Annotated in this window: 24 protein-coding genes; 11 read left to right on the top strand and 13 right to left on the bottom strand. The window is 69.7% G+C overall.

The window, feature by feature from the left end:
- Nucleotides 1-12 precede the first annotated feature (12 nt).
- From ABZV40_RS13675 to ABZV40_RS13695, 5 genes are all read right to left on the bottom strand, one after another.
- Nucleotides 13-255, bottom strand: a complete 243-nt coding sequence (locus ABZV40_RS13675; RefSeq protein ID WP_355439777.1) for a hypothetical protein — start codon at nucleotides 253-255, stop codon at nucleotides 13-15.
- 156 nt (nucleotides 256-411) lie between these two features.
- On the bottom strand, nucleotides 412-774 hold the full coding sequence (aroH, locus tag ABZV40_RS13680) for a chorismate mutase (protein WP_355439780.1): 363 nt from the start codon (nucleotides 772-774) through the stop codon (nucleotides 412-414).
- Between the two features lie 10 nt (nucleotides 775-784).
- Nucleotides 785-3,865 (bottom strand): S8 family serine peptidase, encoded by a 3,081-nt coding sequence (locus ABZV40_RS13685; RefSeq protein ID WP_355439782.1) that lies wholly within the window; start codon nucleotides 3,863-3,865, stop codon nucleotides 785-787.
- 79 nt (nucleotides 3,866-3,944) lie between these two features.
- Nucleotides 3,945-4,265, bottom strand: a complete 321-nt coding sequence (locus ABZV40_RS13690) for an STAS domain-containing protein (RefSeq protein WP_355439785.1) — start codon at nucleotides 4,263-4,265, stop codon at nucleotides 3,945-3,947.
- Between the two features lie 188 nt (nucleotides 4,266-4,453).
- Nucleotides 4,454-5,554, bottom strand: a complete 1,101-nt coding sequence (locus ABZV40_RS13695; protein WP_355439787.1) for a DUF1015 family protein — start codon at nucleotides 5,552-5,554, stop codon at nucleotides 4,454-4,456.
- An 18-nt stretch (nucleotides 5,555-5,572) separates the two neighbouring features.
- On the opposite strand from ABZV40_RS13695, the gene ABZV40_RS13700 reads away from it, so the two are divergent.
- The 5 genes from ABZV40_RS13700 to ABZV40_RS13720 all read left to right on the top strand — a co-directional run bounded on the left by ABZV40_RS13700 (nucleotide 5,573) and on the right by ABZV40_RS13720 (nucleotide 9,187).
- The gene (locus tag ABZV40_RS13700; protein ID WP_355439790.1) at nucleotides 5,573-6,046 is read left to right on the top strand and encodes a TrkA C-terminal domain-containing protein; all 474 of its coding nucleotides are present in this window, start codon (nucleotides 5,573-5,575) and stop codon (nucleotides 6,044-6,046) included.
- A gap of 5 nt (nucleotides 6,047-6,051) precedes the next feature.
- Nucleotides 6,052-7,224 (top strand): cation:proton antiporter, encoded by a 1,173-nt coding sequence (locus ABZV40_RS13705; protein WP_355439793.1) that lies wholly within the window; start codon nucleotides 6,052-6,054, stop codon nucleotides 7,222-7,224.
- 64 nt (nucleotides 7,225-7,288) lie between these two features.
- The gene (locus ABZV40_RS13710) at nucleotides 7,289-8,443 is read left to right on the top strand and encodes a S8 family serine peptidase (protein ID WP_355439796.1); all 1,155 of its coding nucleotides are present in this window, start codon (nucleotides 7,289-7,291) and stop codon (nucleotides 8,441-8,443) included.
- Nucleotides 8,440-8,661, top strand: a complete 222-nt coding sequence (locus ABZV40_RS13715) for a hypothetical protein (protein WP_355439798.1) — start codon at nucleotides 8,440-8,442, stop codon at nucleotides 8,659-8,661. Before ABZV40_RS13710 ends, ABZV40_RS13715 begins: the two co-directional genes overlap by 4 nt.
- A gap of 94 nt (nucleotides 8,662-8,755) precedes the next feature.
- On the top strand, nucleotides 8,756-9,187 hold the full coding sequence (locus ABZV40_RS13720; protein WP_355439801.1) for a DUF6319 family protein: 432 nt from the start codon (nucleotides 8,756-8,758) through the stop codon (nucleotides 9,185-9,187).
- 124 nt (nucleotides 9,188-9,311) lie between these two features.
- Here ABZV40_RS13720 and ABZV40_RS13725 read toward each other — a convergent pair whose 3' ends face one another.
- Both ABZV40_RS13725 and ABZV40_RS13730 read right to left on the bottom strand, forming a co-directional pair.
- Entirely contained in the window at nucleotides 9,312-10,283 is a 972-nt protein-coding gene (locus ABZV40_RS13725) for an NADPH:quinone oxidoreductase family protein (protein WP_355439804.1), read from the bottom strand.
- A 1-nt stretch (nucleotide 10,284) separates the two neighbouring features.
- On the bottom strand, nucleotides 10,285-11,085 hold the full coding sequence (locus ABZV40_RS13730) for an SDR family NAD(P)-dependent oxidoreductase (protein ID WP_355439805.1): 801 nt from the start codon (nucleotides 11,083-11,085) through the stop codon (nucleotides 10,285-10,287).
- Between the two features lie 127 nt (nucleotides 11,086-11,212).
- Between ABZV40_RS13730 and ABZV40_RS13735 the strand changes: the two genes are divergently transcribed.
- Entirely contained in the window at nucleotides 11,213-11,965 is a 753-nt protein-coding gene (locus tag ABZV40_RS13735) for an SDR family oxidoreductase (protein ID WP_355439808.1), read from the top strand.
- Between the two features lie 7 nt (nucleotides 11,966-11,972).
- A complete protein-coding gene (locus ABZV40_RS13740; RefSeq protein ID WP_355439811.1) occupies nucleotides 11,973-12,425 on the top strand; it encodes a MaoC family dehydratase in 453 nt (150 codons plus the stop codon).
- On the opposite strand, the gene ABZV40_RS13745 is transcribed toward ABZV40_RS13740, so the two are convergent.
- Nucleotides 12,422-12,985 carry a TetR/AcrR family transcriptional regulator gene (locus ABZV40_RS13745; RefSeq protein ID WP_355439813.1) on the bottom strand — a complete coding sequence of 188 codons (564 nt, stop codon included), beginning with the start codon at nucleotides 12,983-12,985 and terminating at the stop codon, nucleotides 12,422-12,424. The two genes, ABZV40_RS13740 and ABZV40_RS13745, sit on opposite strands and share 4 nt — an antisense overlap.
- A 38-nt stretch (nucleotides 12,986-13,023) precedes the next feature.
- Here ABZV40_RS13745 and ABZV40_RS13750 point away from each other — a divergent pair, with 38 nt between their 5' ends.
- Nucleotides 13,024-14,058: a DUF2855 family protein gene (locus tag ABZV40_RS13750; protein ID WP_355439816.1), complete on the top strand. Its 1,035-nt coding sequence runs from the start codon at nucleotides 13,024-13,026 to the stop codon at nucleotides 14,056-14,058.
- A 59-nt stretch (nucleotides 14,059-14,117) separates the two neighbouring features.
- Here the strand turns inward: ABZV40_RS13750 and ABZV40_RS13755 are convergent, their stop codons facing one another.
- From ABZV40_RS13755 to ABZV40_RS13765, 3 genes are read right to left on the bottom strand one after another with little or no spacing between them, the layout of a single operon-like run.
- Nucleotides 14,118-14,681 (bottom strand): 3'-5' exonuclease, encoded by a 564-nt coding sequence (locus tag ABZV40_RS13755; protein WP_355439819.1) that lies wholly within the window; start codon nucleotides 14,679-14,681, stop codon nucleotides 14,118-14,120.
- 30 nt (nucleotides 14,682-14,711) lie between these two features.
- Nucleotides 14,712-15,812: a glycosyltransferase family 4 protein gene (locus ABZV40_RS13760; protein ID WP_355439822.1), complete on the bottom strand. Its 1,101-nt coding sequence runs from the start codon at nucleotides 15,810-15,812 to the stop codon at nucleotides 14,712-14,714.
- Entirely contained in the window at nucleotides 15,785-16,942 is a 1,158-nt protein-coding gene (locus tag ABZV40_RS13765; RefSeq protein ID WP_355439825.1) for a hypothetical protein, read from the bottom strand. The genes ABZV40_RS13760 and ABZV40_RS13765 overlap by 28 nt, the downstream gene beginning before the upstream one ends.
- 165 nt (nucleotides 16,943-17,107) lie before the next feature.
- On the opposite strand from ABZV40_RS13765, the gene ABZV40_RS13770 reads away from it, so the two are divergent.
- From ABZV40_RS13770 to ABZV40_RS13780, 3 genes are read left to right on the top strand one after another with little or no spacing between them, the layout of a single operon-like run.
- Nucleotides 17,108-19,873, top strand: coding sequence for an arabinosyltransferase domain-containing protein (locus tag ABZV40_RS13770; protein ID WP_355439827.1), 2,766 nt, complete (start codon nucleotides 17,108-17,110; stop codon nucleotides 19,871-19,873).
- The gene (locus ABZV40_RS13775; protein ID WP_355439830.1) at nucleotides 19,870-20,373 is read left to right on the top strand and encodes a phosphatase PAP2 family protein; all 504 of its coding nucleotides are present in this window, start codon (nucleotides 19,870-19,872) and stop codon (nucleotides 20,371-20,373) included. Before ABZV40_RS13770 ends, ABZV40_RS13775 begins: the two co-directional genes overlap by 4 nt.
- Complete coding sequence (locus ABZV40_RS13780) at nucleotides 20,370-21,260, top strand: decaprenyl-phosphate phosphoribosyltransferase (RefSeq protein WP_355439833.1); 891 nt, start codon at nucleotides 20,370-20,372, stop codon at nucleotides 21,258-21,260. Before ABZV40_RS13775 ends, ABZV40_RS13780 begins: the two co-directional genes overlap by 4 nt.
- Nucleotides 21,261-21,347: 87 nt before the next feature.
- Here the strand turns inward: ABZV40_RS13780 and ABZV40_RS13785 are convergent, their stop codons facing one another.
- Both ABZV40_RS13785 and ABZV40_RS13790 read right to left on the bottom strand, forming a co-directional pair.
- A complete protein-coding gene (locus tag ABZV40_RS13785) occupies nucleotides 21,348-22,106 on the bottom strand; it encodes a glucose 1-dehydrogenase (protein WP_355439836.1) in 759 nt (252 codons plus the stop codon).
- Entirely contained in the window at nucleotides 22,106-23,302 is a 1,197-nt protein-coding gene (locus tag ABZV40_RS13790; protein ID WP_355439839.1) for an acetyl-CoA C-acetyltransferase, read from the bottom strand. The genes ABZV40_RS13785 and ABZV40_RS13790 overlap by 1 nt, the downstream gene beginning before the upstream one ends.
- Nucleotides 23,303-23,305: the final 3 nt, after the last annotated feature.

Genomic DNA, 23,305 nt, shown 5'->3' on the forward strand with positions numbered 1-23,305 from the left:
TCGTGCGTCGGATCAGACGTCGCTGCAGCGCGCCTGGTTGAACTCCAGGAATCCGGAGAGGCGGCCCGAACTGACCACAGCACCCTGGCAGTCGATCGACCGGAACCCGTTGAACACCGTGTGCTCGCGGTCCGCCCACCACTGGTACAGGCACGCATACCCGCTCTTGCACGCTGGAATCGCCTGCGCCTGACCGGCGGGCATGACCACGACACCGAACACTGTGGCGGCGACGAGCAGCAGGCGACGGATCACAACCGCGTCCTTCCCGGCAGGGTTCGCTGACGTGGCCCGGTGATCACGTCATCCTCTCCACCAGAATCGCACCGCGATCATCACGCGAACACCACCGACCGGGCCTCAACGCGTTGGTGCCCGCGGGTTCAATCCGGCGCGTCCATCAGCACGGGGTCAGTGGTTGAGGTCGGTCCGCAACGCCGCCGCCCCGCGCAGGTAGACGTGCTTGACCGACGCGCGCGGCAGCTCCGTCTCCACATGCGCCAGCAGCCTGATCACGCGCGGCATCGAGCCCGGCACCGCGATCTCGGTCGCGGACAGCAGCGGCACGTCCGAGAGCCCCGCCAGGCGTGCGGCGTAGGCGGGGAACTCGGACGTCAGGTCGGGTGTGGCGGTGAGCACGACGCTGATCAGGTCGTCGCTGGTCAGGCTGTTGCGGGACAGGACCTCGCGCACCAGCTCGGCCGTGGCCTCCAGCAGCAGGTCGCGCGAGTCCGCGTCGATCTGCGTGGCTCCCCTGATTGCTCGTACCGCCATATGCCCGACCCTAGCGCGGTACGACCTCGTACGCCCGTAGCACCGTGTGCGTTGCTGAGTTGCCGAGAGAGTCCGACACCGACATACGCAGTGATACGAACGCCTTGCCGCGCGGGTGACACAACAGCGCGTGGTTGCCCACCACGAGAGCGCGTTCCCACGTTTTGCCGTCGTCGTAAGAAACTTCGACGCGTGGCACACCCACGCGTCCGTATACGGCGCCCTTCTGCTTGTCCACCTTGAGTTCGAGCGGGAACAGGCGGCCGGACGGGGCGAGCCCCTCGCTGTCCGTCCGGCCCGACGCGCGGACCGCCAGCAGCGGCAGCGCGGTCCGTTCGGCGGTGGTGCCGGGCGAGTTGAACGTCCACGAAGCCGAGGCGTGCGTGCCGAACGCCGAGTAGGGCGCGGGCCGGTCCGTCTCCGTCGAGAGCGTGTAGCGGCCGGCGCCGGGCACGGGAGTGGCGATCCAGCCGGGATATGGCGAACGGGCGGTCTCCTTGCCGTCCAACGACAACGTGGTCGAGGCGTTCGCGTAGGAGCCCCACGATTCGGTGTACGCCCAGTCGCCCGCGGTGGAGAACAACGGGATCGAGGCGTTCAGCACATCACCGGTCCGCGAGAGACCCCAACCGTCCGCATAGGACCCCAGCGACGGCCCGAGCGGAGACCTGTTCCACACCACCGTGTACGCGCGCGCCGAGTATGCGCGTTTGGGCGAACGCTGGTACTCGCCCCAGCCGCCACCGCGGAACCCGAACGTGCTGTCCCACTCGACGTCCGGTCCCGGCGCGTAGAACTCGGTCCGCGTGGTGGGCACGGGCATGTCCAGCAACACAGTCACGTTGGGCGCCCACCCCTTGTAGTAGCCATAACCGCCACGAACGCCCACGGCGGGTGCACCACCCTGCGATTGATAAGTCGCACGTATCCGTGCCAACGACGAATCGTGCGCCACCAGCGAGGCCGGATCCGGAATCGCCCCGTCCCGCACGAACACCAGGTTGTACACGGCATCGGAAGCCACCAGCACCGGCTGGTACCAGAACCGGAAAACACGTCCGGAAACCCGGGGCGTCGGAGCCGCGAACGTGTCCCCACCGACTGATGAGACCAGGCCGATGCCGGTCGACTTCGTGGCGTTGCCCGAGTACAACGCCAGGAAGAACATCCCCGCCTTCGCGCCCGGCCGGTCCACCCCGGGCAGCAACGAAGACGCCGACCGCGCGTCGAACCGCACCGTGGTGTCGCCACCGACGACGACCTCAGGCAACGACATCAAGGTCGTGTCCCGCTTGTACCCGAACACCATCGCGTGCACGTCGTAACGTCCCTTGGGCACGCGCACGGACCCATGAGCGCCATCGGTGAAGAAGTACCCGTGCGAGACACCGGTGGCCACGTCGATGACCTGCACGCTCGCGAACCACGGATCGGCACCGTCCCGCCCCACGACGTCCAACGACAGCGTGTACTTCTCGTCCTCGACCACCGCGCCCACCGGCGTCCGAACAACAACACCCGGACCAGACGCGACCAACGAACCACCGAACTCCCCGCCCGAAGCACCAGGAGTCAGCGTCACGTCAACGGAAGCCGTGCCACCGGCCGGCACCTCCACGACCGAAGAGCTCACCGAGAACGGCCCCGCAGGTGCCCTCACCGCCAACGAAACCGGCGCGGCACCGGCGTTCGAGTAGGTGACCGTCCGCGTCGAGGTCCCGGTGTGCGGCCAAGCCACGTGCGGAAACGACAGCGACGCGGGCGAGGAGGTCACGGTCTGCCCCAGGGCACGCGCCACGTCCAGCCGCCCGGCTCCCTGCTCGTACACCGAGAGACCCAGCTCAAGAGAGGAAGCCATCAACGCGGACTTCAACTCCGCGGCACGCCAGGACGGATGTGCCTGCTTCAGCAACGCCGCCGCACCCGTCACGTGCGGCGTCGCCGTCGAAGTCCCGGAGGCCGACGTGTACAGCGCGTCCACCGGCGTGCCCATCGACGTTCCGGCAGCCCTCGCGGCCACGATCGACGACCCCGGTGCCGCGATGTCCGGCTTCACGGCGTAGTCCCCCACACGCGGCCCGCGAGAGGAGAACGGGCTCAACGAGTCCTGTTTGGTCACCGACCCCACCGTCAACGCCGCGTCGGCCGCACCTGGCGCACCGACAGACCCCGGCACGCCCGAGTTGCCCGCCGCAACGACGAACAACGTCCCGTACTGCGCCGTCAAAGCGTTGACTGCCAACGACATCGGATCCGTACCGTCGGTGGCAGCGCCGCCCAGCGACAGGTTCACCGCGGTGGCACCGGACGCGGCCGCCCACTCCATCCCGGCGATGATCGCCGACTCGGGACAGCTGCCGTCGTCCGTGCACACCTTGCCCACCAGCAACCGCGCGTCCGGCGCCACACCGCGGTACTTGGCGCCCCGGCCCGCGATGATCGACGCCGTGTGCGTGCCGTGCCCGTAGCCGTCGCGGATCCCCGTTGCGGTGAAGTCGCGTGTCTCGGCCACCGCGCCGAGGTCCGGGTGGCCCGGATCCCAGCCGCCGTCGAGGTCCGCGATCGTCACGCCCTTGCCGGTGATCCCCGCGTCCCACGCCGCGGGCGCCCCGATCTGACGCGCGCTCTGGTCCAGCACGACGCGGGCCCGCCCGTCCAGCCACACCCGCGCCGCCCCGGTCACCGCCGCCCGCCACACCTCGGCCGAGGCCGGCACGGCCGCCGCGTTCAGCGACGACAACGTCCGCACCCCCGGCAGGCCGGACACGATCAGCGGCAACGGCCGACCGGCGTACCCCTGCCGTGCCAGCTCGGAGATGTCGAACAACCTCGGGTCCAACCGCCTGTCCCGCAGCAGCGGCGCCGCGTCGGACGGCACGACCGTGATGTCCGGGGTCCCCTGCTGTTGCAGGAAACTCACGTCCGACCGCCCGGGACCGGGCCGCACCGCGACCCGTGAGGACCCGGTGAGCACCACCTCGTCGCCGGTGACCAGCGTGATGACCCGATCGGCGGGTGCGGGAGCGGCGGAAGCCACCGCGGGTGGCCCCAGAAAGGCCAGAGCGAGCACCAAGAGCACAGGTGTGCGCATGAACGTCCCATCATTCGGTGGGACACCCAGCAACCCGCGGCAAGCGAAAACTAACGCGTCAGTCAGTTTTGAGGAAGCCTCATTCGCCGACCACGAGGTTGGGATACCGCAGGGTGAGACCGAGCAGGTTCACGACGTAGACCGCCCACCCGCCGCCGAGCAGCACCAGCCGCCGCTCCCCCAGCTTCGTCGCGGCCTCGATCAGCACGTGCAGGCCACTCGACCCGATGAACGTCAGATCGGTGAAGTCGATCACGACATCCCCCTCGCCGTCCCCGAACGCGCAGGCCAGAGCCAGCTCGGACCGCAGCAGGTCGCTGGTGGTCAGGTCGACCTCACCGGCGAGCGCCACCACCGCGCCCCGCCGGCGCACCTGCAGCAGGCCAGGTTCGGGTTCCATCTGTGCGCCTCACGAGTCGGGAGACAGCAGGCCGCGCACCGCAGCGAGTACAACCGCGTCCCTTCGTCATGAAACGTCAGAAGGCCGGCGACCGCCAGTGCCGGAGGGCTCTCCAACGCAGATTCGGCGGCCCCTGCCGTCGCCACGAGACTCGCCGGCCGGAGCACGCCGAGGCGCTCGGCAGGGCCCTACGGGCGGACGTCCGCGAGCAGCAGCCCGCTGCGCGGCTTGGGTGTGAAATACGTGCTCTTGCGCGGCATCTTGGTGCCGGCCAGCACTTCCGCGAGCGGCACCGGCGCGATGAGCAGCACCGCCTCCGCCTCGACCGAAGGGTCCACAACCGGCCGCACGGAAGGGCTTTCGGGATCCAGGCCGAGTGCCGCGTCCAGCAGCAACGACTCCACCACGGCGTGGTCGATCCCTTGTCCCGCAGGCAGTTCGACGCGCAGCACCTCGTCGGGACACCGAACCACGACCACGCCGGGCTCCGGATCGACGACGTAGGGCAACGACGACACCGCCAGTCCGACCCGTTCCCACGCCGTCACCAGGTCGGACGCGACCAGCCCGGTGCCCGCGATCGCCCGGTGGATCGGCCCGACCCTCAGCCCCGGCCCGGACGTCACCAGCGCCAGCAACCCGGACAGCCCGGCCGACCGCGCCGCCGCCACCCGGTGGTTGCCGTCCGCCACGAGCAGCGGATGCGCGCCCGCCGCCTCCAGGAACGCGTCCTGCAGCTCCCCCGGCCCGACCAGCCACACCCAGTGCCTGCGCCCACCGGAGTCCACAAGGGACACCGCGGGTTCGCCGGTCATCCCGAGCACCAGCGACGTCAGCCCGTCGTGGGGCGTGATCGGGACGAGCATCGCGGCGCTCGTGGCGATGCCGAGCGAGGCGAGCACCTGGCCGCGTTCGGCGACGACGTCCGGGTAGACGTCCTCGGTGTGCGCGATGGCGTCCGGGTCGACGAGGCACAGCAGCCCGCACGCCGTGCCGTCCGGTCCGTCCACCCGGTACGGCGCGACGACGTCGGTCACCTCGCGGTACGCCCGCCGCACCAGCGCGGCCAGTTCGGCACGGGCGTGCGGCAGCGCGTCGAGCAGGCCCGTGCCCGCCGCCAGGGCCGCCGGCGTGCGGTGGGGGTGCTGGACGGCCAGCAGCGTGCCGTGCGGTGCTCCGGCGAGCGCCCCGATCACCTGGCCCGGCTCGGCGAACTCGTCGACGTCGGGACCGGGGACGCGTTCGCGCACCACCCACCCGCGTCTCACTGGGCGTACTCGTAGAGACATCCACGTATCATGATCGGTGTGAACGTCGAGATCACGCCTTTGCCGGGAATCGGGACGCGCCAGGACTTCATGATCCGCGCCGGGCGCCGGATCGGTGTGATCACCTACCGGGACGGCCGGTTCGAGCTGATCCTCTCCAAAGCGAGCGATCCGGACTCCTGCGCCGCCTCCATACCCCTCTCACCGGAAGAGGCGAACACGCTCGCGGGCCTGCTCGGCGCGCCGCAGCTGGTCGCCCACCTGCGCGAGGAGCACCGCGACATCACCGGCATCACCACGCGTCAGCTGCCGGTGACGGCGTTCGCGAACCGCACGCTCGGTGAGACCGCTCTGCGCACGAGGACGGGTGCGTCCATCGTGGCCGTCGTGCGCTCGGGCAACGCGCATCCGTCGCCCGGCCCCGACTTCCTCTTCGACAACGGCGACCTGGCGGTCGTCGTCGGTACCGCGGAGGGCCTCGACGCCGCCGCTGAGATCCTCCACGGCGGTTAAGCACAGTGCACGAGACGACTATCGCCATGATCCAGCTCGGCGCGGTGTTCTTCGGCCTCGGTCTGCTCGGTCGCGTCGCCTGGAGGATGGGCATCTCGCCGATCCCGCTCTACCTCGTCGGCGGTCTCGCCTTCGGCGTCGGAGGGTTAGTTCCTTTACACGGCATCCAGGAGTTCACGCACATCGCCAGCGAGATCGGCGTGGTGCTGCTGCTCCTCCTGCTCGGGCTGGAGTACTCGGCGTCGGAGCTCACCACGGGCCTGAAGCGCTCGTGGATGGCGGGCGTGCTCGACCTGGTGCTGAACGCGGCGCCGGGCGCGATCGCCGCGCTGCTGCTGGGCTGGGGCCCGGTGGCCGCGCTCGCGATGGCGGGCGTCACCTACATCTCGTCGTCCGGCATCGTCGCGAAGGTGCTCGGCGACCTGGGACGCCTCGGCAACCGCGAGACGCCGGTCGTGCTGTCCGTGCTGGTGTTCGAGGACCTGGCGATGGCCGTGTACCTGCCGGTGCTCACGGCCGTGCTGTCGGGCGTGAGCTTCCTCGGCGGGCTCACCTCGGTCGGCATCTCGCTGCTCGCGATCACCGCGGTCCTGGTGGTGGCGTTGAAGTACGGCCGGTTCATCTCGGCCATTGTGGACAGTCCGGATCACGAGGTGTTCCTGCTCAAGCTCCTCGGCTCCGCTTTGCTGGTCGCGGGTCTCGCCTCGCAGCTGCAGGTGTCGGCGGCGGTCGGCGCGTTCCTGCTCGGCATCGCGATCTCCGGCTCGACCGCCGAGAACGCGACGCGCCTGCTGGAACCGTTGCGCGACCTGTTCGCGGCGATGTTCTTCGTCGTGTTCGGACTCAACACCGACCCCCGCTCGATTCCACCCGTTCTGGGAATCGCCGTGGCGCTCGCCGCCGTCACCACGCTGACCAAGGTCGTCACGGGCTGGTGGGCGGCCAGACGGCAGGGCATCGGCAAGATGGGCCGCATGCGTGCGGGCGTGGCCCTCGTGGCGCGTGGCGAGTTCTCCATCGTCATCGCGGGCCTCGCCGTGGCGTCCGGCCAGGTGGACGACCAGCTGGCCGCCCTGGCGACCGCGTACGTGCTGCTGATGGCGATCCTGGGCCCGATCGCGGCCAAGTACGTTGAGCCGATCGGGGAATTCTTTCAGCGAAGAAGGCAAACGGCCTGAAACAAGTGCCCCGAACTGACGACTTTCTCTAGTAGAGCTAGACGGAGAGTGGGGCGAGAACGTCATGACCGAACCCGCGGAAGTGGAGACCACCGGCCGGTTCCTGGTGCTGTTGCAGCAGGACGCCGTCGAGGAGGGGGTGGCCGAGCTCGGCGCGATCGCCGGGTTCGACCCGAACAGCGGTGACCTGGACCCGAACACCGTGCAGGTGTTCCCCCAGCTCGGTGTCGCGGTGGTGTCCGCGGACCCGAACCTGCTGGCCGAGCTGAACGGCGCCGCCGAGCGCCCTGGACCGGTGCTGATCGTCGAACCGGAACGCGTCGTGCACCTGTTCGACGCCGCACCGGCGGAGGATCCGGTGGGGCAGGCCGACGAGTCCGTGCTGACCTGGGGCCTGCAGGCGGTCGGCGCGGACGTCAGCACGGCGACCGGCAAGGGCGTCCGGATCGCCGTGCTGGACACCGGCTTCGAGCAGAACCACCCGGACTTCGCGGGCCGCACCATCACCACGAAGTCGTTCATCGCCGGCGAGGACGTCCAGGACGGCCACGGCCACGGCACGCACTGCATCGGCACGTCCGCGGGCCCGCGCAAGCCCGCCACGGCCCCCGGCTACGGCATCGCCTACGAGGCGGAGATCTACGCGGGCAAGGTCCTGTCCAACGCGGGCTCCGGCTCCGACGGCGGCATCCTCGCGGGCATCGACTGGGCGGTCAGCAACGGCTGCGCGGTCATCTCGATGTCGCTGGGCGCCGACGTCCCGGTGAACACCCCGTACTCGCAGATCTACGAGACCGTCGCCCAGCGCGCCATGGCCAAGGGCACCCTGATCATCGCGGCGGCGGGCAACGCCTCGTCCCGTCCGGCGAAGATCGCGCCGGTGGGCCACCCGGCCCGCTGCCCCAGCATCATCGCGGTGGCCGCCATCGACGTGAACCGCGCGATCGCGTTCTTCTCGTCCGGCTCGGCGGACCGGATCGGCCAGGTCGACGTGGCGGGCCCCGGCGTGGACGTCTACTCGTCGTTCAAGCTGCCGGAGAAGTACGCCCGCCTGCGCGGCACGTCCATGGCCACCCCGCACGCGGCCGGTGTGGCGGTCCTGATCGCCGAGAAGACCGGCGCCAGGGGCTTCGAGCTGTGGGCACGCCTCGCCCTGTCCGCGCTGCGACTGCAGCTGCCGTCCACCGACGTCGGCGGCGGGCTCGTCCAGGCGCCATGACGACATCGGTGGACCAGGTGATGGTCTCCGTGAAGGAGGGCAGCCTCCCGAAGGTCCTCGACTACCTGCGGGAGGCCGGCCTCGTCGTCGACACGGTCCTGGAGGCCCTGGGCGTGGTCACCGGCACCGTGGAGGTCAGAGCCATCCCGTCCCTGCTCTCCGTGCCCGGCGTGCTGGACGTCGAACGGCAGTGGCGCGTGCAGCTCCCGCCGTACTGACTAGGCTCTGCGTCGACCCCATTGCCGTTCGATCGAACACGTGTTCTAGGATTGTGCGCGGGGTCACGTCGTTGCGCAGAGAGGAAACCTGATCGTGTCGGACACGCTCACCGAGGTGCAGGCAGTCGAGGAGACCGTCGTGGAGGAGACTCCGGCGCCGGCCCCCGAGGCCGCGAAGCCGGTCGAGGCTGCCAAGGCCGAGGCCCCGAAGGCCGAGAAGCCCAAGGCCGGCCGTCCCAAGAGCACGGCGAAGAAGACCCGCACCGTCGAGCTCACGCTCACGGTGACCGGCACCGCCGAGGGCGAATGGCAGGCCGACCTGGTCCACGGCACGCAGCGAGTCGTGTCGGGCCTGGTCATCCCGGCCATCGCCGTCGCCAAGGCGGCCAAGGAACTGCACGCCGACATCGCGGAGGGCATCGAGACGGTGCTCGAGGCGGCGCGCGACCAGCACCGCACCCGCATGGAGGAGCTGGAGGCCGAGCTGGCCAGGGTGAAGGCCCAGCTCGCCGAACTCTCCGAGTAACCACGCACGCGAAAGGGGCGGCCCGCACAACGCGAGCCGCCCCTTTTCCGCATGCTGGAAGTAACGCGGGGGCCCCGCGTTTCCTTCCGGGGAACGCGGGGCCCCCGCGTTCCGTCCGGAACGGCTAGCGGGACGGGTTCAGCAGGAGTTTGCCGGCGGTTTTGCGGGAGCGCAGGTCCTCGTGGGCCTGGCGGATCTCGCCCATGCCGTACTCGCCGCCCGGGATCGCCTTGAGCTTGCCGTCGACGACGAGCCGGAACAGCTCGGCCATCGCCCGGTGAGCAAGAGTCCCGTGCTCGGAGTCCCGAACCTTCAGGGCGTGCGGCAGCCACATACCCGCAACGGTCGTGGAGTGCACGAGCAACGCTCCGAGGTCGACCGGCTTCGGCCTTTCCCGCGAGGCCATCCCATAAAACGCAAGCCGACCGAACGGAGCCAACGCCACCAACGACTGATCAGTGGTAGCACCCCCAGTCATGTCCAGCACAACATCAACCCGGCGCCCGTCGTTGGCCTCGATCAACGCCGCGGTCATGTCGTCGGCACGCGAGTCGATCGCGACATCCGCCCCGAGATCCAGCGCCAGCTTCCGCTTGTCGTCGGAAGAAGCCGTCGCGATGACCCGACCGGCTCCCCACAGCTTGGCCAGCTGCACGGCAATCGTGCCGACACCGCCGGCGGCCGCGTGCACGACAACCGACTCACCGGGCTCCATGTGAGTCGACTTCCGCAGCAGCAACCAGGCGGTGGCCCCCTGCACGATCAACGACAACGCCGTCAGGTCGTCCACCCCGTCCGGCACGTCGAAGGTCGTCAGCGCGGGCGCGACGGCCTTCTCCGCGTAGCCACCGGAGTTCTTGGTCAGCGCTACCACGCGCCGGCCGTCCACAGTGGTGCCGACGACCTCACCGCCGGGCACCAGCGGCAGGGTCATCCGGGCGAGGTAGGAGTTCTCCGCCTGGTGCGTGTCCGCGTAGTTCAGCCCGGCCCGCGAAACGTTGATCAGCACCTCACCGTCACCCGGCACCGGGTCGGGCAGCTCCACCTGCTGGAGCACCTCGGGCCCGCCGAACTCGGTGATCTGAATGGCACGCACGTCAGCTCTCCTTGAGCGCGATCGAGATGGGGTCCTTGCGGGCGGCTTCGAGGCGCGAGCCGTCGGCCGCGCGAGGCCCGGGCGGGTTGCGGAACCCGAACGGCTCCGACGCGCGCCCGGACTGCACGAACCAGGCCTCACCGGTGCCCGAACCCTCCACAATGGACATGAACGCGTCCACCACGGTGGACACCGGCAGGATCGGCATGCCGATGTCCTCCAGCGTCGACCGCAGCGGCGTGATGATGTTGGTGTCGGCGAACGCGGGGCACAGCGCGTTCACGCGCACGTCCGGGTACGCGCCGGCGAGCGCACGGACGAGAGCGACGACGGCCGCCTTGTTGGCACCGTAGATCGGATCGCCGGGCATGGGCATGAGGCCCGCCATCGAAGCGGTGGCGATGATCTGCCCGCCACGCTTCCGCACCTCCGGCAACGCGTAGTGCGCGCCGTAGACGACCCCGTCGAGGTTGATGGCCATCGCACGCCGATACGTCTCGACGTCGAAGTCGTCGCCCAACGAGCACCCGGTGCCGATGCCGGCGTTCAGGAAGGCGATGTCCAGGCCACCGAACTCGCGCACGGCCGTCTCGATCGCGGCAGCGGAGTCCGCGGGCGAGGTGACGTCGCAGCGCACGAACACGCCACCGACCTCGTCGGCGACGAGTTCACCCTGCCCGGCGTCCACGTCGGCGACCACGACGCGCGCACCGAGCGAAGCCAGCCGCCGGGCGGACGCGGCACCGATGCCGTTGGAGCCGCCGGTGATGAGCGCGACCTTGCCGGTGAGTTCCACGGGCACCTGCCTCCTCTGTTGCACATTCCGACCAGTCGGTATGGTCGTCCGCACGGCGCTGGACGTCAAGCGGACTGATAGGTACGTTACTAAGCGCTTGCTTAGCTCACCATCCCCCAACGAAGGAGGACCCGTGGCCGACAGGGTTGCCATCGTCACCGGCGCGGCTCGCGGAATCGGTGCCGCCGTCGCGCAGCGTCTCGCCGCGGACGGCCTGGCCGTCGCATTGCTCGACCTCGACGAGCAGGGTGTGCTCGACGGCGCCGACAAGATCGTCGCGGGCGGTGGGCGCGCCATCGGTCTCAAGGTCGACGTGTCCGACGAGGAGCAGGTCAACGCCGCGGTGGCCAAGGTCGCCGAGCAGCTCGGCGCGCCGACCGTGCTGATCAACAACGCCGGTGTGCTGCGCGACAACCTGCTGTTCAAGATGACCGCGAGCGACTGGGACACGGTCATGAACGTGCACCTGCGCGGCGCGTTCCTGATGAGCAAGGCCGTGCAGGCCTACCAGACGAAGGAAGGCTTCGGCCGCATCGTCAACCTCAGCTCGACGAGCGCGCTCGGCAACCGCGGCCAGGCGAACTACTCCGCCGCCAAGGCCGGTCTGCAGGGCTTCACCAAGACGCTCGCGATCGAGCTCGGCAAGTTCGGCGTCACGGTCAACGCGATCGCGCCCGGCTTCATCGCCACCGAGATGACCAAGGCGACCGCCGAGCGCATGAAGATCTCGTTCGAGGACCTCGTCAACGGTGCCGCGCAGACGATCCCGGTCGCGCGCGTCGGTCAGCCCGAGGACATCGCGCACACCGCGTCGTTCCTCGTGAGCGAGGGCGCGGGTTTCGTGTCCGGCCAGGTCATCTACGTCGCCGGCGGACCGAAGGACTGAGGCCCTGATGCGCACGTTCGAGAACATCGACGAGCTGGTCGCCGCGAAGGGCGAGCACCTCGGTTTCGGCGAGTGGCACGAGATCACGCAGGACCAGGTCAACCTGTTCGCCGACGCGACGCTGGACCACCAGTGGATCCACATCGACGTCGAGAAGGCGAAGAAGGGCCCGTTCGGCGGCCCCGTCGCGCACGGCTACCTGACGCTGTCGCTGGTGCCGTTCCTGGTGCGCGACATCTACACCGTCAAGAACATCAAGATGGGCGTGAACTACGGCAGCAACAAGGTCCGCTTCCCGCAGCCGGTGCTCGTCGGCGCGCGCGTGCGGGCCGGTGTCGAGCTGCTGGACGTCTCGGACATCGCACTGGGCAAGCAGCTCGTGACCAAGGTCGTCGTCGAGATCGAGGGCACCGAGAAGCCCGCGTGCGTCGCCGAGATCGTCAGCGTGATCGTGCCTTAGGTGAGGCTGTGGATCAGCAGATCCGCGAAGTGCTCCGCCAGCCGCCCGGCCGGGATCTCCCCGTCCGGGCGGTACCACGTGCCGAGGTGGTGCAGTGAGCCGAAGAAGTAGTGCGTGGCGAGGTCCGCGGGCACCTCGGCGCGGAAAGTCCCCTCCCGCTGGCCCTCCTCGACCAGGCCGCGGAACTTCTCGTGGTAGCGCCGCCGTTGCGCCCGCACCTCCTTCTGCTTCTCGGCCGAGAGGTGGTCGATCGAGCGGAAGAACACCCTGGCGGCGTCGTAGTTGTCGACGCTCGTGATGATCACGTCGATGGCCGCCTCGCGCAGCCGGTCGGCGATCGGCCCGTCACCCGAAGCGATCTTCTCCAGCCGTTCGGTCTGCATGCGCAGCAACCGCCCGTAGATCTCGTGCAGCAGGTCGTCCTTCGACCCGAAGTAGTGGTACATCGCGCCCTTGGTGACGCCGGCGCGTTCCACGATCTCCTGCACGGCGACCCGCTCGTAGCCCTTGTCCGCGAACAGGGTGGTGGCGGCGTCGATCAGTCTTTCAGGCACGGTCACGACCGGAGCGTACCTCCCGACCTAGGAGAATCCTGGCAATGATCAGTCGCTGGACCGTTGTCGTCGACCGCGACGACCTCACCAAGACCGAAGTCCTGCACGACGAACTCTCCCCGGAGCTGGGTGACTGCGAGGTCCTCCTGCGCACCGGCCACGTGGGCCTCACCGCCAACAACGTCACCTACGGCGTGGTCGGCGACCGCATCGGCTACTGGAACTTCTTCCCGGTGCCCGCCGAAGGCCGCGGCGTCATCCCGTTGTGGGGCTTCGCCGACGTGGTCGGCTCCACTTTGGACGCCATCCCGCCCGGCACCCGCGTCTACGGCTACCTGCCGATGTCGAGCCACCTGGTCGTGCGCGCCAAGTTGACCTCTTCCGGCTTCGTGGACACCGTCGACCACCGCGCGGAGCTCCCGGCCGTCTACAACAGCTACCTGATCGCCACCGACCCGGAGTCGGAAGATCTCCAGGTGCTGTACCGGCCGCTGTTCATGACGTCGTTCCTGCTCGCCGACCAGCTGACGGACAACGACTTCCACGGCGCCCGCACGGTCGTGATCTCCTCCGCCTCCAGCAAGACCGCCTTCGGCACCGCCCAGTGCCTCCGAGCCTCCGGCGTGCGCCTGGTAGGCCTGACCTCACCGCGCAACGTCGAGTTCACCGAAAGTCTCGGCCTCTACGACACCGTGCTCCCCTACGACGCGCAGGTCGACGTCGAGCCTTCCGTCTACCTCGACTTCAGCGGCTCCGCGGACGTCCGCTCAGCCCTGCACGACCGCCTCGGCCCGTCACTGGTCAAGGCCATCTCCATCGGCCTCACCGGGCAGAAGTCGTCGGCGGACCCGCGCTCACGGTTCTTCTTCGCCCCGGAGCAACTCCGCAAGCGCACCGCCGACTGGGGCCCCGAGGGCTTCGCGGAGCGCTTCGGCACGGCCTGGAGCGCCTTCACCGCTCAGGCGCGCGACTGGGTCGCCATCAAGCACCACCACGGCCCGGACGAGCTGGTCGAGGTGTGGCAGTCCGTGCTGGCGGGCAAGACGAACCCGGACACGGCCGACGTCATCACCTTCTGAACAAGCCCAGGCGGGCGCCGCGACCGTGGCGTCCGCCGGCTGGCCGTTCTGGTTCGCGATCACGGCGTGGAGGGACTCCGAACAGGTGAAATCAGCTCAGCCAGCAGACCCGCGATGTTGTAGGCGTCGTCGTGCCCGCGGTGATGGGTGCCGTCGAGCTCGTGCCCGGCGATGCGCAGGGCCTCGGCCATCCCGACCTCTCGCGGCAACGCGTGCGACAGAGCGAAAAGCGTCTTCACGTTGACGTGCCTGGGCCCGAACGGATAGCCCACGCCAACCGCCGCACATTGCCGTTCGAACATCTTGCGGTCGTAGTCGCCGTACGAGGCCCACACCCGGCGATCCGACCGGAACTCCCTGCGCAGCAACGAACACGCCTCGGCGAACGAGATCCCGCCGTCGACGTCGGACTGCGTCAGCGTCGTCAGCCGGGTGCAGAACGCACTGACGGCGGAGCGCGCGGGCCGCACCAGCACACTGCGCCGCTCGCCCCGCACCCCGGTGCCCACCTCCAGCGGGCAGATCCCGATCTCGATGATCTCCGAGACCTGGCCGGGCGGCGGCGGTCCTTCCCAGCAGGTCGACTCCACGTCGACGACCAGCACCTGATCCAGTGATATCACGTGCCGATCGTCCCGGACGTGTCCACCGACTTACCGCGCGTGTTTCTCGAAGAGCGCTTCGAAGGCGTCGAGCACGGCCGGGACGCTGAACTTCGCCGCCGCCGTGCCGTCGGAGACCGGCGGCTCGTCGCGCAACGACCGCAGCCCGGCGGTGATCGCGGCCGCGTCGCCGGGAGGGACGATGAGCCCGAAACCGGTTTCCCGCACCGGGATGCGCACGCCGGGCAGGTCGCTCGCCAGCACCGGCACCCCCGCCAGCATGGCGACGACCTGCACGATGCCGAACGCTTCGAAGGCGTTCACCGAGGGGAGCGCGAACACGTCCATGGAGGCGTAGAAGTCGGCGAGGTCCTCGTCGGGCACGAACCCGAGGAGCTTGATCCGCGGGTCGCCGTCGATGTGCTCCCGCACGCGGGCGATGACACTGCCGCCCGCGACGTTGCCGAAGTCGCCACCGATCAGCAGCCGCGCGGACGGGTCGTTCAACGCGCGGAAACCGTCGACCAGGTGCTCGACGCCCTTCTCCTCCACGATCCGGCCGAGGAACCCGACGTGCAGGCCGTCGCCGTCGCGGAACCGCGGTGCGCCTTCCGGGACCGGGCGGCAGGGCGGCGGCACGGCGGCCATGTGCGGCTGGATCGACGGCCACAGCCGGCTCTCCCGCGCGTAGTCCTCGCTCGTCACCGCGACGGCCGCCGCGCGGCGCATCGCCAGCCGGCTGGACGCGTCGATCACCTTGCCCTGCACCGAGTTCACCAGGCCCGGCGGCAGGCTGACGTCGCAGTGGTAGGTCACGACGACCGGGCACTTCGCGAGTGCCGCGACCGGACCGGCCTCCAGCATCGGCAGGTGGAGGTTGAGCACGCGGGCGTTCGCCGAGGCCTCACGCACCATCGTGGCGAACGCCGGGCTGATCACGCCCTTGCCGAACCGGGCGAGCACCGGTGCGCGGCTCACCCGCACACCGTTGATCGTCTCCTCGTGCGGCAGCATCGGGTCGTGCCGGGTGGTGACGACGCGGACGCGTTTTCCGCGTTCGGCGAGCCCCTCCGCGACGTCCCGCGCGAAGTTGGTCAGGCCCGACACGTACGGCGAGTAGTAGGTCAGGGCGATGACGAGGTCGTCGAGCACAGTTCGCTCTCCAGTCGTGGGGAAATGAGCAGCCGGAGGCCGGTCAGCCAACCGGCGAGTGATCCGGCGAGGAACGCGATCTCCGCGCGGAGCAACAGATCCGGGATGAGCACGAACGTCACGGCCGCGACCAGAACGCCCGCGAGCCAGCTCCACGCGACCCGGCTGTGCAACGCGCTCGCCACCAGCGCCTGTGTCGTGACGATCAACCCGAGGTGGGTGACGACGCCGAGCACGACCAGCGCCAGGTCCACGGAGGACACGACGTAGAGAGGGCCGAACACGAGTCGCACCAGCCACGGGCCGATCGTGAACGCCAGTCCGACGCCCGCGGCACCGATGAGCGCGAGCGCGGCGGCCAGACGTGTCACGACAGCGCGCCCCGGCTTGCCGGTGATCACCGGCAACAGCGCCGTCTGCAGCGGGACCGCGACGAAGAGCGGGACCCTGGCGAGGAGGAAGGCGGCGAGGAACACGCCGGCTCTGGCACGTTCGTCCGGAGCGGCGACTGCGGTCACCAGCACCGGAATGCCGTTGAGCAGCAGCTGCGCACACACAGATCCGACGAGCAACGGTGCTACCGCGCGCGCGACGTCGCGCACGGGCACCTCACTCTCTCCCTGCCACCAGAGGCCGGCCAGCACCGGCAGGTGGGCGACCGCGACCGCTGCCACGAGCGTCCACTCGAACTGTGCGCTCGTGGTGGCTCCGAGCCATCCGGCGAGCAGCGCGAACACCACGCGCAAGGTGGTGTCGACGACCAGCAGGCCGCCGTGCCACGCCAGCCTCCCGCTGCCGATCAGCACACCCCGCACCAGGAACTGCCCCGCGGACAGGAAGCACAGCACCACGACGGCCGGGGACACGAACACCGCCAACCCGCACTCGACGACCGCCATGGCGAGCGCGACCACGGCGGCCGAACGCAGCGCGCGAGGACCGAGGCGTGCCAGTTCCTGTTCCACCGGAAGAAAAGCACCGAACCCGACGAGCAGCGCGATCGACCAGAAAGCGCCGAAGTCGCTGTACTCCGCGGGTGAGACGTTGTGTGCGACAACCGCGAGGTAGGTGTTGATCAGAAGTCCGGACAGGACGACGCACACCCCGACGAAGCTGAGCGCACGGACCATGGGCGGCACGATATCCGCCACGACTTGGCGGTTTTCCCGCCCGAAACACAAATCCGGGGTTTGGCAACGCGAACGTAGCAAAGCGCGGTGCGCTCGGGCTCTTCGTGTAACGGGCGGTGGCTAGCTTCTGACGCCTCACCTACCCCACCCCTAAGGCAACGGCGCGTGACGACACAAACGATTCCGCTCGCCCCCGAAGCGCCCGCCACGACCGCCGGGCCTGTGCCGAAGACCAGACGGCTGCTCGCCGTCGCTGTCGTGTCCGGCGCGCTCACCGTGCTGTTGTCGGCGCTCATGCCGCTCGCGCCCGTGACGATCAACGATCCGACGGTCAACTGGCCGGCGGACGCGTCCGCGCCGCGGTCCTCGATGCTCGCGCTCAGCGCCTACCGTCCATTCGAGATGGACGTGCGCTTCGGCTGTTCGACCGTGCGCACCGCGCAGGCCGCCGGTGGTGTCGTGTTCGCGACCGTCAACCCGTCGGACCCGGCGCAGGGGCTCGTGGTGAAGGCGGAGAACGGTCGCCTGCTGGTGAGCGGTGTCACCGCGCTGAACGAGCCGGTGCCGCCCGGCAACTGCGGGTACGAGATCCGCGGCGACCGGGCCGGGCTGAGCATCCTGCGCGACGGCACGGAGATCGGCCGGTCCGCGACCATGCCGGACGTGCACGTGCTGGCGACCTCGATCACCAGCCTGAGCACTCCCGACCTGTCCGCGCGGATCCGGGTGGACGACCAGTTCAGCACGAGTCCCACACCGTTCAAGATCGTGCTGATGGTGCTGCTCGCGCTGTCGGCGGCGACCGCCTTCGCCTGTCTCGTGCTGCTGGACCGTCGCGTGCACCGCGAGCCGGGCCGGTTCCGGTTGCGGCTGAGTCCAGTCGACCTCGTCGTGCCCGCGATCATGGTGCTCTGGGTGTTCCTGGCGCCGATGTCCGACGACGACGGCTACTACAGCGCGATGGCCAAGAACGTGCCGTTCGAGGGCTACGTCGGCAACTACTACCAGATCCTCAACCAGGGCTTCACGCCGTTCTCCTGGTTCTACTACTTCCTGGCCAAGTGGCAGGTTTTCGGCTTCGCCCCGGTGGTGCTGCGCATCCCGGCACTGCTGTTCGGACTCGTGACGTGGTTCGCCGCACGTCGTTACGTGTCGGGCAAGTTCAGCGGAGTCGTGCTGGGTGCGGCGTTCCTGGCGTGGTGGCTGCCGCTGGACATGGGTGTGCGGCCCGAGGGCGTCGTCACCATGTGCGGCATGCTCACGCTGCTGGCCGTGACGACCGCGGTCGAGCGGCAGCGGCTCGCGTTGCTCGGCGCGGCCGTGGGAGTCGCGGGTATCGGGTTCTTCGCGCACCCCACCGGTTTCACGACCCTGGCGCCGCTGCTGGCGGGTCTGCCGTTCGCGTGGAAGCTGCTGACGAAGGACGCGGGCTGGCGCACGGTCGTCGCGCGGACGCTCGCGGTGCTCTCCCCCGGCGCGGTCGCGATGATCATGGCGTTCGGCGACGGCAGCCTGCGCGACTTCCTGTACGCACAGGAGATCTTCAAGAAGATGGCGGGTTCCGAGTCCTGGTACACGGAGTTCGCCCGCTGGATGTTCCTGCTGAACCAGGGCGACGCCATGGCGAACTACGCCAAGCGGGCGCCGGTACTGGTGTGCGTCGTCGCGCTGGTCTGGTTCGTCGTGCTGGTCACGGCCGCGCGGGCCCGCCGGATCGACGTGCCGCCGCGGCTCGCGCTGGCGGGCTGGTCGACGATGTTCGCGTTCTTCCTGCTGTGGTTCACGCCCAGCAAGTGGACGCACCACTTCGGCAGCCTCGCCGGCATCGGCTCGGTGTTCCTCTCGCTGATGTTGCTCTCCGCGGTGCCGTTGATCCGTGAGCTGACCACCGACCGCCGCGTGCCGGTACCGGTGCTGCTGGGCGGCCTCGTCAGCGTCGTCGCGATGCTCGGGCTGGCCGGGCACGGTGCCAACAAGTGGCCGTACTCGTGGCACCTCGGGCTGCCGTCCGCGGGCGTGCCACCACACCTGTCGGTGCTCAAGTTCGACAAGCCGTACTGGTGGCTCCTGCTGATCGCGATCGTGGCGTTCGTCCTGTACCGGCGGGGCAGGGGTTCCTACGCCCCGGTCATCGCGATACCGATCGTGATCGTGCTGTTCTTCGCGGCCAACATCACCTACCTGGTGGGCGGTTTCGCGGTCGCGACCGCACGCACGCTGAACACCTGGTCGCCGTGGGCCGCGAGCGTCCAGGACCCGCTCGCGCGGCGCTGCGTCGCGGCGGACGCGATCGACGTGGCGACACCGCGGCCGCTGACCCCGTTGCCGGACAGGTGGTTCGCGATCCAGAACGACGAGATCGCGACCGTCGTCACCGGCAAGCCCACACCGGTCACCTACGAGTACGCGACGTCGAACGCGCAGGTGCTCAGCACCGGTGTGCTCACCGACAACGTGGACAGCACGCTGCGCCGCACCCTCGTGCTGCCACCGGCACCGGCCGGAGCGACGCAGGTGCGGCTCACCGGTGAGGGCCTGTTCACCGCGCCCGCCGCGCAGAAGTACCAGCCGCTGCGCGAGTTCCTGCCGCGCGAGTCGGCCGTCGGGGTGGCGTGGCAGATCGCGTTCCTGTTCCCCTGCCAGCGCCAGCCGCGCATCCAGGACGGCGTGATCGAGCCGATCTCCTACGCGGTGCAGTGGGGCGACACGCAGTGGCTCGGCCTGAACGACGCGACGTGGCAACCCGTGCGCGGCGCGCTGTTCGGCGACGTCCTCTCCTCGCAGGAGGTCACCGCGTTGCCGGCGCGGCTGCGGGACTTCCCCGGCGCGTACCCGATCCAGGTGTACCAGACCAAGCCGCGGTACGAGGCCGGCCAGTACACCGTCACCCACGACAGGCAGACCCGCATGGGCTGGGAAGGCGTCCGATGAGCGATCGTGAAGCTGAAGTGCTGGTCGCTGTGCAGACAGCGCTCGCGAAGCCACCGGCGGTGCGCGCGGCCCGGATGCTGTCGTTCTTCGGCGAGCACGGCGCGGGCTGGGTGGCGGTGGGCGTGGCGGGCTGGCTCGTCGACCGCCGGCGCCGTCCGGAGTGGACGGTCGCGACCACGTCCGTGGTGGCCGCGCACGCCACCTCCATCGTGGTCAAGCGCCTGGTCCGGCGCCGGCGTCCGCACCACGCCGGCGTCCAGGTGCTGGCGGGCACCCCGAGCAAGCTGAGCTTCCCGTCGTCACACGCGACCTCCACCACGGCCGCCGCGATCGCCTACGGCGCGCTGACCAACCAGCCGCTGGCGCCGCTTCTGGTGCCTCCCATGGCGATCAGCAGGCTGGTGCTGGGCGTGCACTACCCGACGGACGTGCTGGCCGGCGCCGTGCTGGGCGCGGTCGTGGCCCGCGGTGTGCGCCGCGCGGTTTGGGGGCGTCGATGACCGTGACGACGGAAACCCGGCCGTCGGTGGTCCGCGGACTGGTCAGGGCCGCCCGGCCGCACCAGTGGACGAAGAACGTCCTCGTGCTGGCCACACCGTTCACGTCGAGCAGGATCACCGAAACCGTCGTGCTGCGGTCGGCCGCGCTGGCGTTCGTGGCGTTCTGCTGCGCGGCCTCGGCGGTGTACCTGATCAACGACGCGAAGGACGTGGAAGCCGACCGCGCCCACCCGAAGAAGCGCAACCGGCCGATCGCGGCCGGCATCGTGCCCGTGCCACTCGCCTTCGCCACGGCCGGAGTGCTGATGGCCGCATCGCTGGCGGTCGGCGCGGTGGCGGGCTGGAAGCTGCTCGTGCTCATGGTCGTCTACCTGGCGGTGCAGCTGGCCTACTGCTTCGGCCTGAAGCACCAGCCCGTGCTCGAACTGTGCGTGGTCGCCTCGGGCTTCCTGCTGCGCAGCATCGCGGGCGGGCTGGGCGCCGGCATCGCGCCCAGCCAGTGGTTCCTGCTCGTGACGGCGTTCGGGTCGCTGTTCATCGTGGCGGGCAAGCGCTACGCGGAGATCAAGCTCTTCCACGACACCGGCGCCGCGATCCGCCACTCGCTGACCAAGTACTCGGCGACCTACCTGCGGTTCGTGTGGGCCACCTCGGCCGCGGTCATGAACATGACCTACGGCCTGTGGGCGTTCGAGCTGGGCCAGCGCACCGGCGGTTCGTGGGCCGCCCTCTCCATGATCCCGTTCGTGATCGCCGTCCTCCGCTACGCCGTCGACGTCGACAGCGGCAAAGCAGGCGCTCCGGACGACCTGGCCCGCTCCGACCGCGTCCTGCAGTCCCTGGGCATCGCCTGGGTGGTCACCGTCGCCCTGGCCATCTACCTGTGACCCGACGTCCTGCCTTCGACTCCACGTCGACGACCAGCACACGATGCGGCGGCATCACGTGCTGGTCGTCCCCGACGTGTCCAGCGGTCAGACGATGACAGCGCCGCCGTCGACCACGAGCGTCTCGCCCGTCACGTAACCACCGGCCGGCGAGGCCAGGAAGACGACCGCCGCGGCCAGCTCCTCCGGGTCGCCGATGCGCCCGGCCGGAAGCGCGGCCTGCATCTTCTCCAGGTAGCCGGGCGGGTACTGGTCGGTCATCTCCGAGGAGAAGAACCCGGGGCAGATCGCGTTGACCCGGATGCCCTTGCGCCCGGTCCACTGCTGCGCCAGATCACGAGTCAGGCCCAGCAGACCGGCCTTCGACGCCGAGTACGCGGCCTGCGGGATGCCCCCGGTCACCAGGCCCAGCACGCTGGAGATGTTGATGATCGAGCCACCGGACTTCATCACCGACGCGGCGGCCTGAGCCATCCAGTACGCGCCGTTGAGGTTCACGTCCATGACGCCCAGGAACTCCTCCGGCGTCTCGCGCGACGCCGGCACCGCCGACGCCACACCGGCGTTGTTCACCAGCACGGAAACCGTGCCGAACTCGGCCGCCGCCCGCGCCACCTCACGGCAGTCGTCGGGCTGCGAAACGTCCGCCTGCACCACGAGAGCACGACGTCCGGCCGACTCGACCAGCGCCGCCGTGTCCTTCAGCTTGTCCGCGCGACGAGCCGCGAGGACGACGTCCGCACCCGCCTCCGCGAGACCCTTCGCGAACGCCACACCGAGGCCCGAGGACGCGCCCGTGACGATCGCGACCTTCCCGTCCAGCCGGAACTTGTCCAGGATGCCCACTACGAAAGCCTTTCCAGGATGATGGCCATGCCCTGACCGCCGCCGACACACATGGTCTCCAGACCGAACTGCGCGTCACGCGCCTGCATGCCGTTGATCAGCGTGGTCATGATCCGCGCACCGGTCGAGCCGAACGGGTGGCCCAGCGCGATCGCGCCGCCGTGCACGTTCAGCTTGTCGATGTCGATGCCGAGCGCACGCTGGCTGCCGAGCACCTGCACCGCGAACGCCTCGTTGATCTCCACCAGGTCGATGTCCGAAATGGACAGACCGGCGTGGGCCAAGGCCTGCTTCGTGGCGTCGACCGGGCCGAGGCCCATGATCTCCGGCGAAAGCCCGGACACGCCCGTGGACACGATGCGCGCCAACGGGGTCAGCCCGAGCTCCTTCGCCCGCGTGGAACTCATGATCACGACAGCGGCGGCACCGTCGTTCAACGGGCAGCAGTTGCCGGGCGTGACCGTGCCCTCCGGCCGGAACGACGGCTTCAACGCCGAAACAGCCTCGTAGGTGACGCCGGCGCGAGGCCCGTCGTCAGTGGACACCACCGTGCCGTCGGGCAGAACCACCGGCGTGATCTCGCGGGCGAAGAACCCGTCCGCGATCGCCTTCTCCGCGAGGTTCTGCGACCGCACGCCGAACTCGTCCTGGTCGTGCCGCGAGATGCCCATCCGCGTGGCGACGTTCTCGGCGGTCTGCCCCATCGCGATGTAGTAGTCGGGCAGCTTGCCGTCCAGCCGCGGGTCGGTCCACGGCGCGTTGGACGCGGCCGTGTCGAGGGTCCGCTGCTGCGCCTCGTCGAACAACGGGTTGAACGACGGCACACCGGAGTGCATGTACCGGGAAACGCACTCGACACCGGCGGAGATGAACGCGTGCCCCTCCCCCGCCTTGATCGCGTGGAAGGCCATGCGCGCGGTCTGCACGGAGGACGCGCAGAACCGGTTGACCGTCGTGCCCGGCAGGTTGTCGTACCCGAGCTGCACGGCGACGCGGCGCGCGATGTTCTGGCCGTGCTCGTCCTGCGGCTCGGCACACCCGAGGTGCAGGTCGGTGATCTCGGACGCCGGCAGGTCGCCCAGCGCGGCGGAGATCACCTGCGCGGCCAGGTCGTCCGGCCGCAGCGACACCAGGGAACCCTTGCGGGCACGGCCGATCGGCGACCTGGCGGTGGAGACGACGACTGCTTCAGCCACAGA

Origin of the sequence: Lentzea sp. NPDC004782, assembly GCF_040609115.1 — a bacterium.
Classification (GTDB): Bacteria; Actinomycetota; Actinomycetes; order Mycobacteriales; family Pseudonocardiaceae; genus Lentzea.

Coding starts and splice junctions, on each gene's coding strand:
- aroH (WP_355439780.1), bottom strand. CDS start 774: ATGGCGGTACGAGCAATCAGGGGAGCCACGCAGATCGACGCGGACTCG.
- ABZV40_RS13740 (WP_355439811.1), top strand. CDS start 11,973: ATGCGCACGTTCGAGAACATCGACGAGCTGGTCGCCGCGAAGGGCGAG.
- ABZV40_RS13695 (WP_355439787.1), bottom strand. CDS start 5,554: ATGTCTCTACGAGTACGCCCAGTGAGACGCGGGTGGGTGGTGCGCGAA.
- ABZV40_RS13780 (WP_355439833.1), top strand. CDS start 20,370: ATGACCGTGACGACGGAAACCCGGCCGTCGGTGGTCCGCGGACTGGTC.
- ABZV40_RS13690 (WP_355439785.1), bottom strand. CDS start 4,265: ATGGAACCCGAACCTGGCCTGCTGCAGGTGCGCCGGCGGGGCGCGGTG.
- ABZV40_RS13710 (WP_355439796.1), top strand. CDS start 7,289: ATGACCGAACCCGCGGAAGTGGAGACCACCGGCCGGTTCCTGGTGCTG.
- ABZV40_RS13765 (WP_355439825.1), bottom strand. CDS start 16,942: ATGGTCCGTGCGCTCAGCTTCGTCGGGGTGTGCGTCGTCCTGTCCGGA.
- ABZV40_RS13750 (WP_355439816.1), top strand. CDS start 13,024: ATGATCAGTCGCTGGACCGTTGTCGTCGACCGCGACGACCTCACCAAG.
- ABZV40_RS13775 (WP_355439830.1), top strand. CDS start 19,870: ATGAGCGATCGTGAAGCTGAAGTGCTGGTCGCTGTGCAGACAGCGCTC.
- ABZV40_RS13685 (WP_355439782.1), bottom strand. CDS start 3,865: ATGCGCACACCTGTGCTCTTGGTGCTCGCTCTGGCCTTTCTGGGGCCA.
- ABZV40_RS13715 (WP_355439798.1), top strand. CDS start 8,440: ATGACGACATCGGTGGACCAGGTGATGGTCTCCGTGAAGGAGGGCAGC.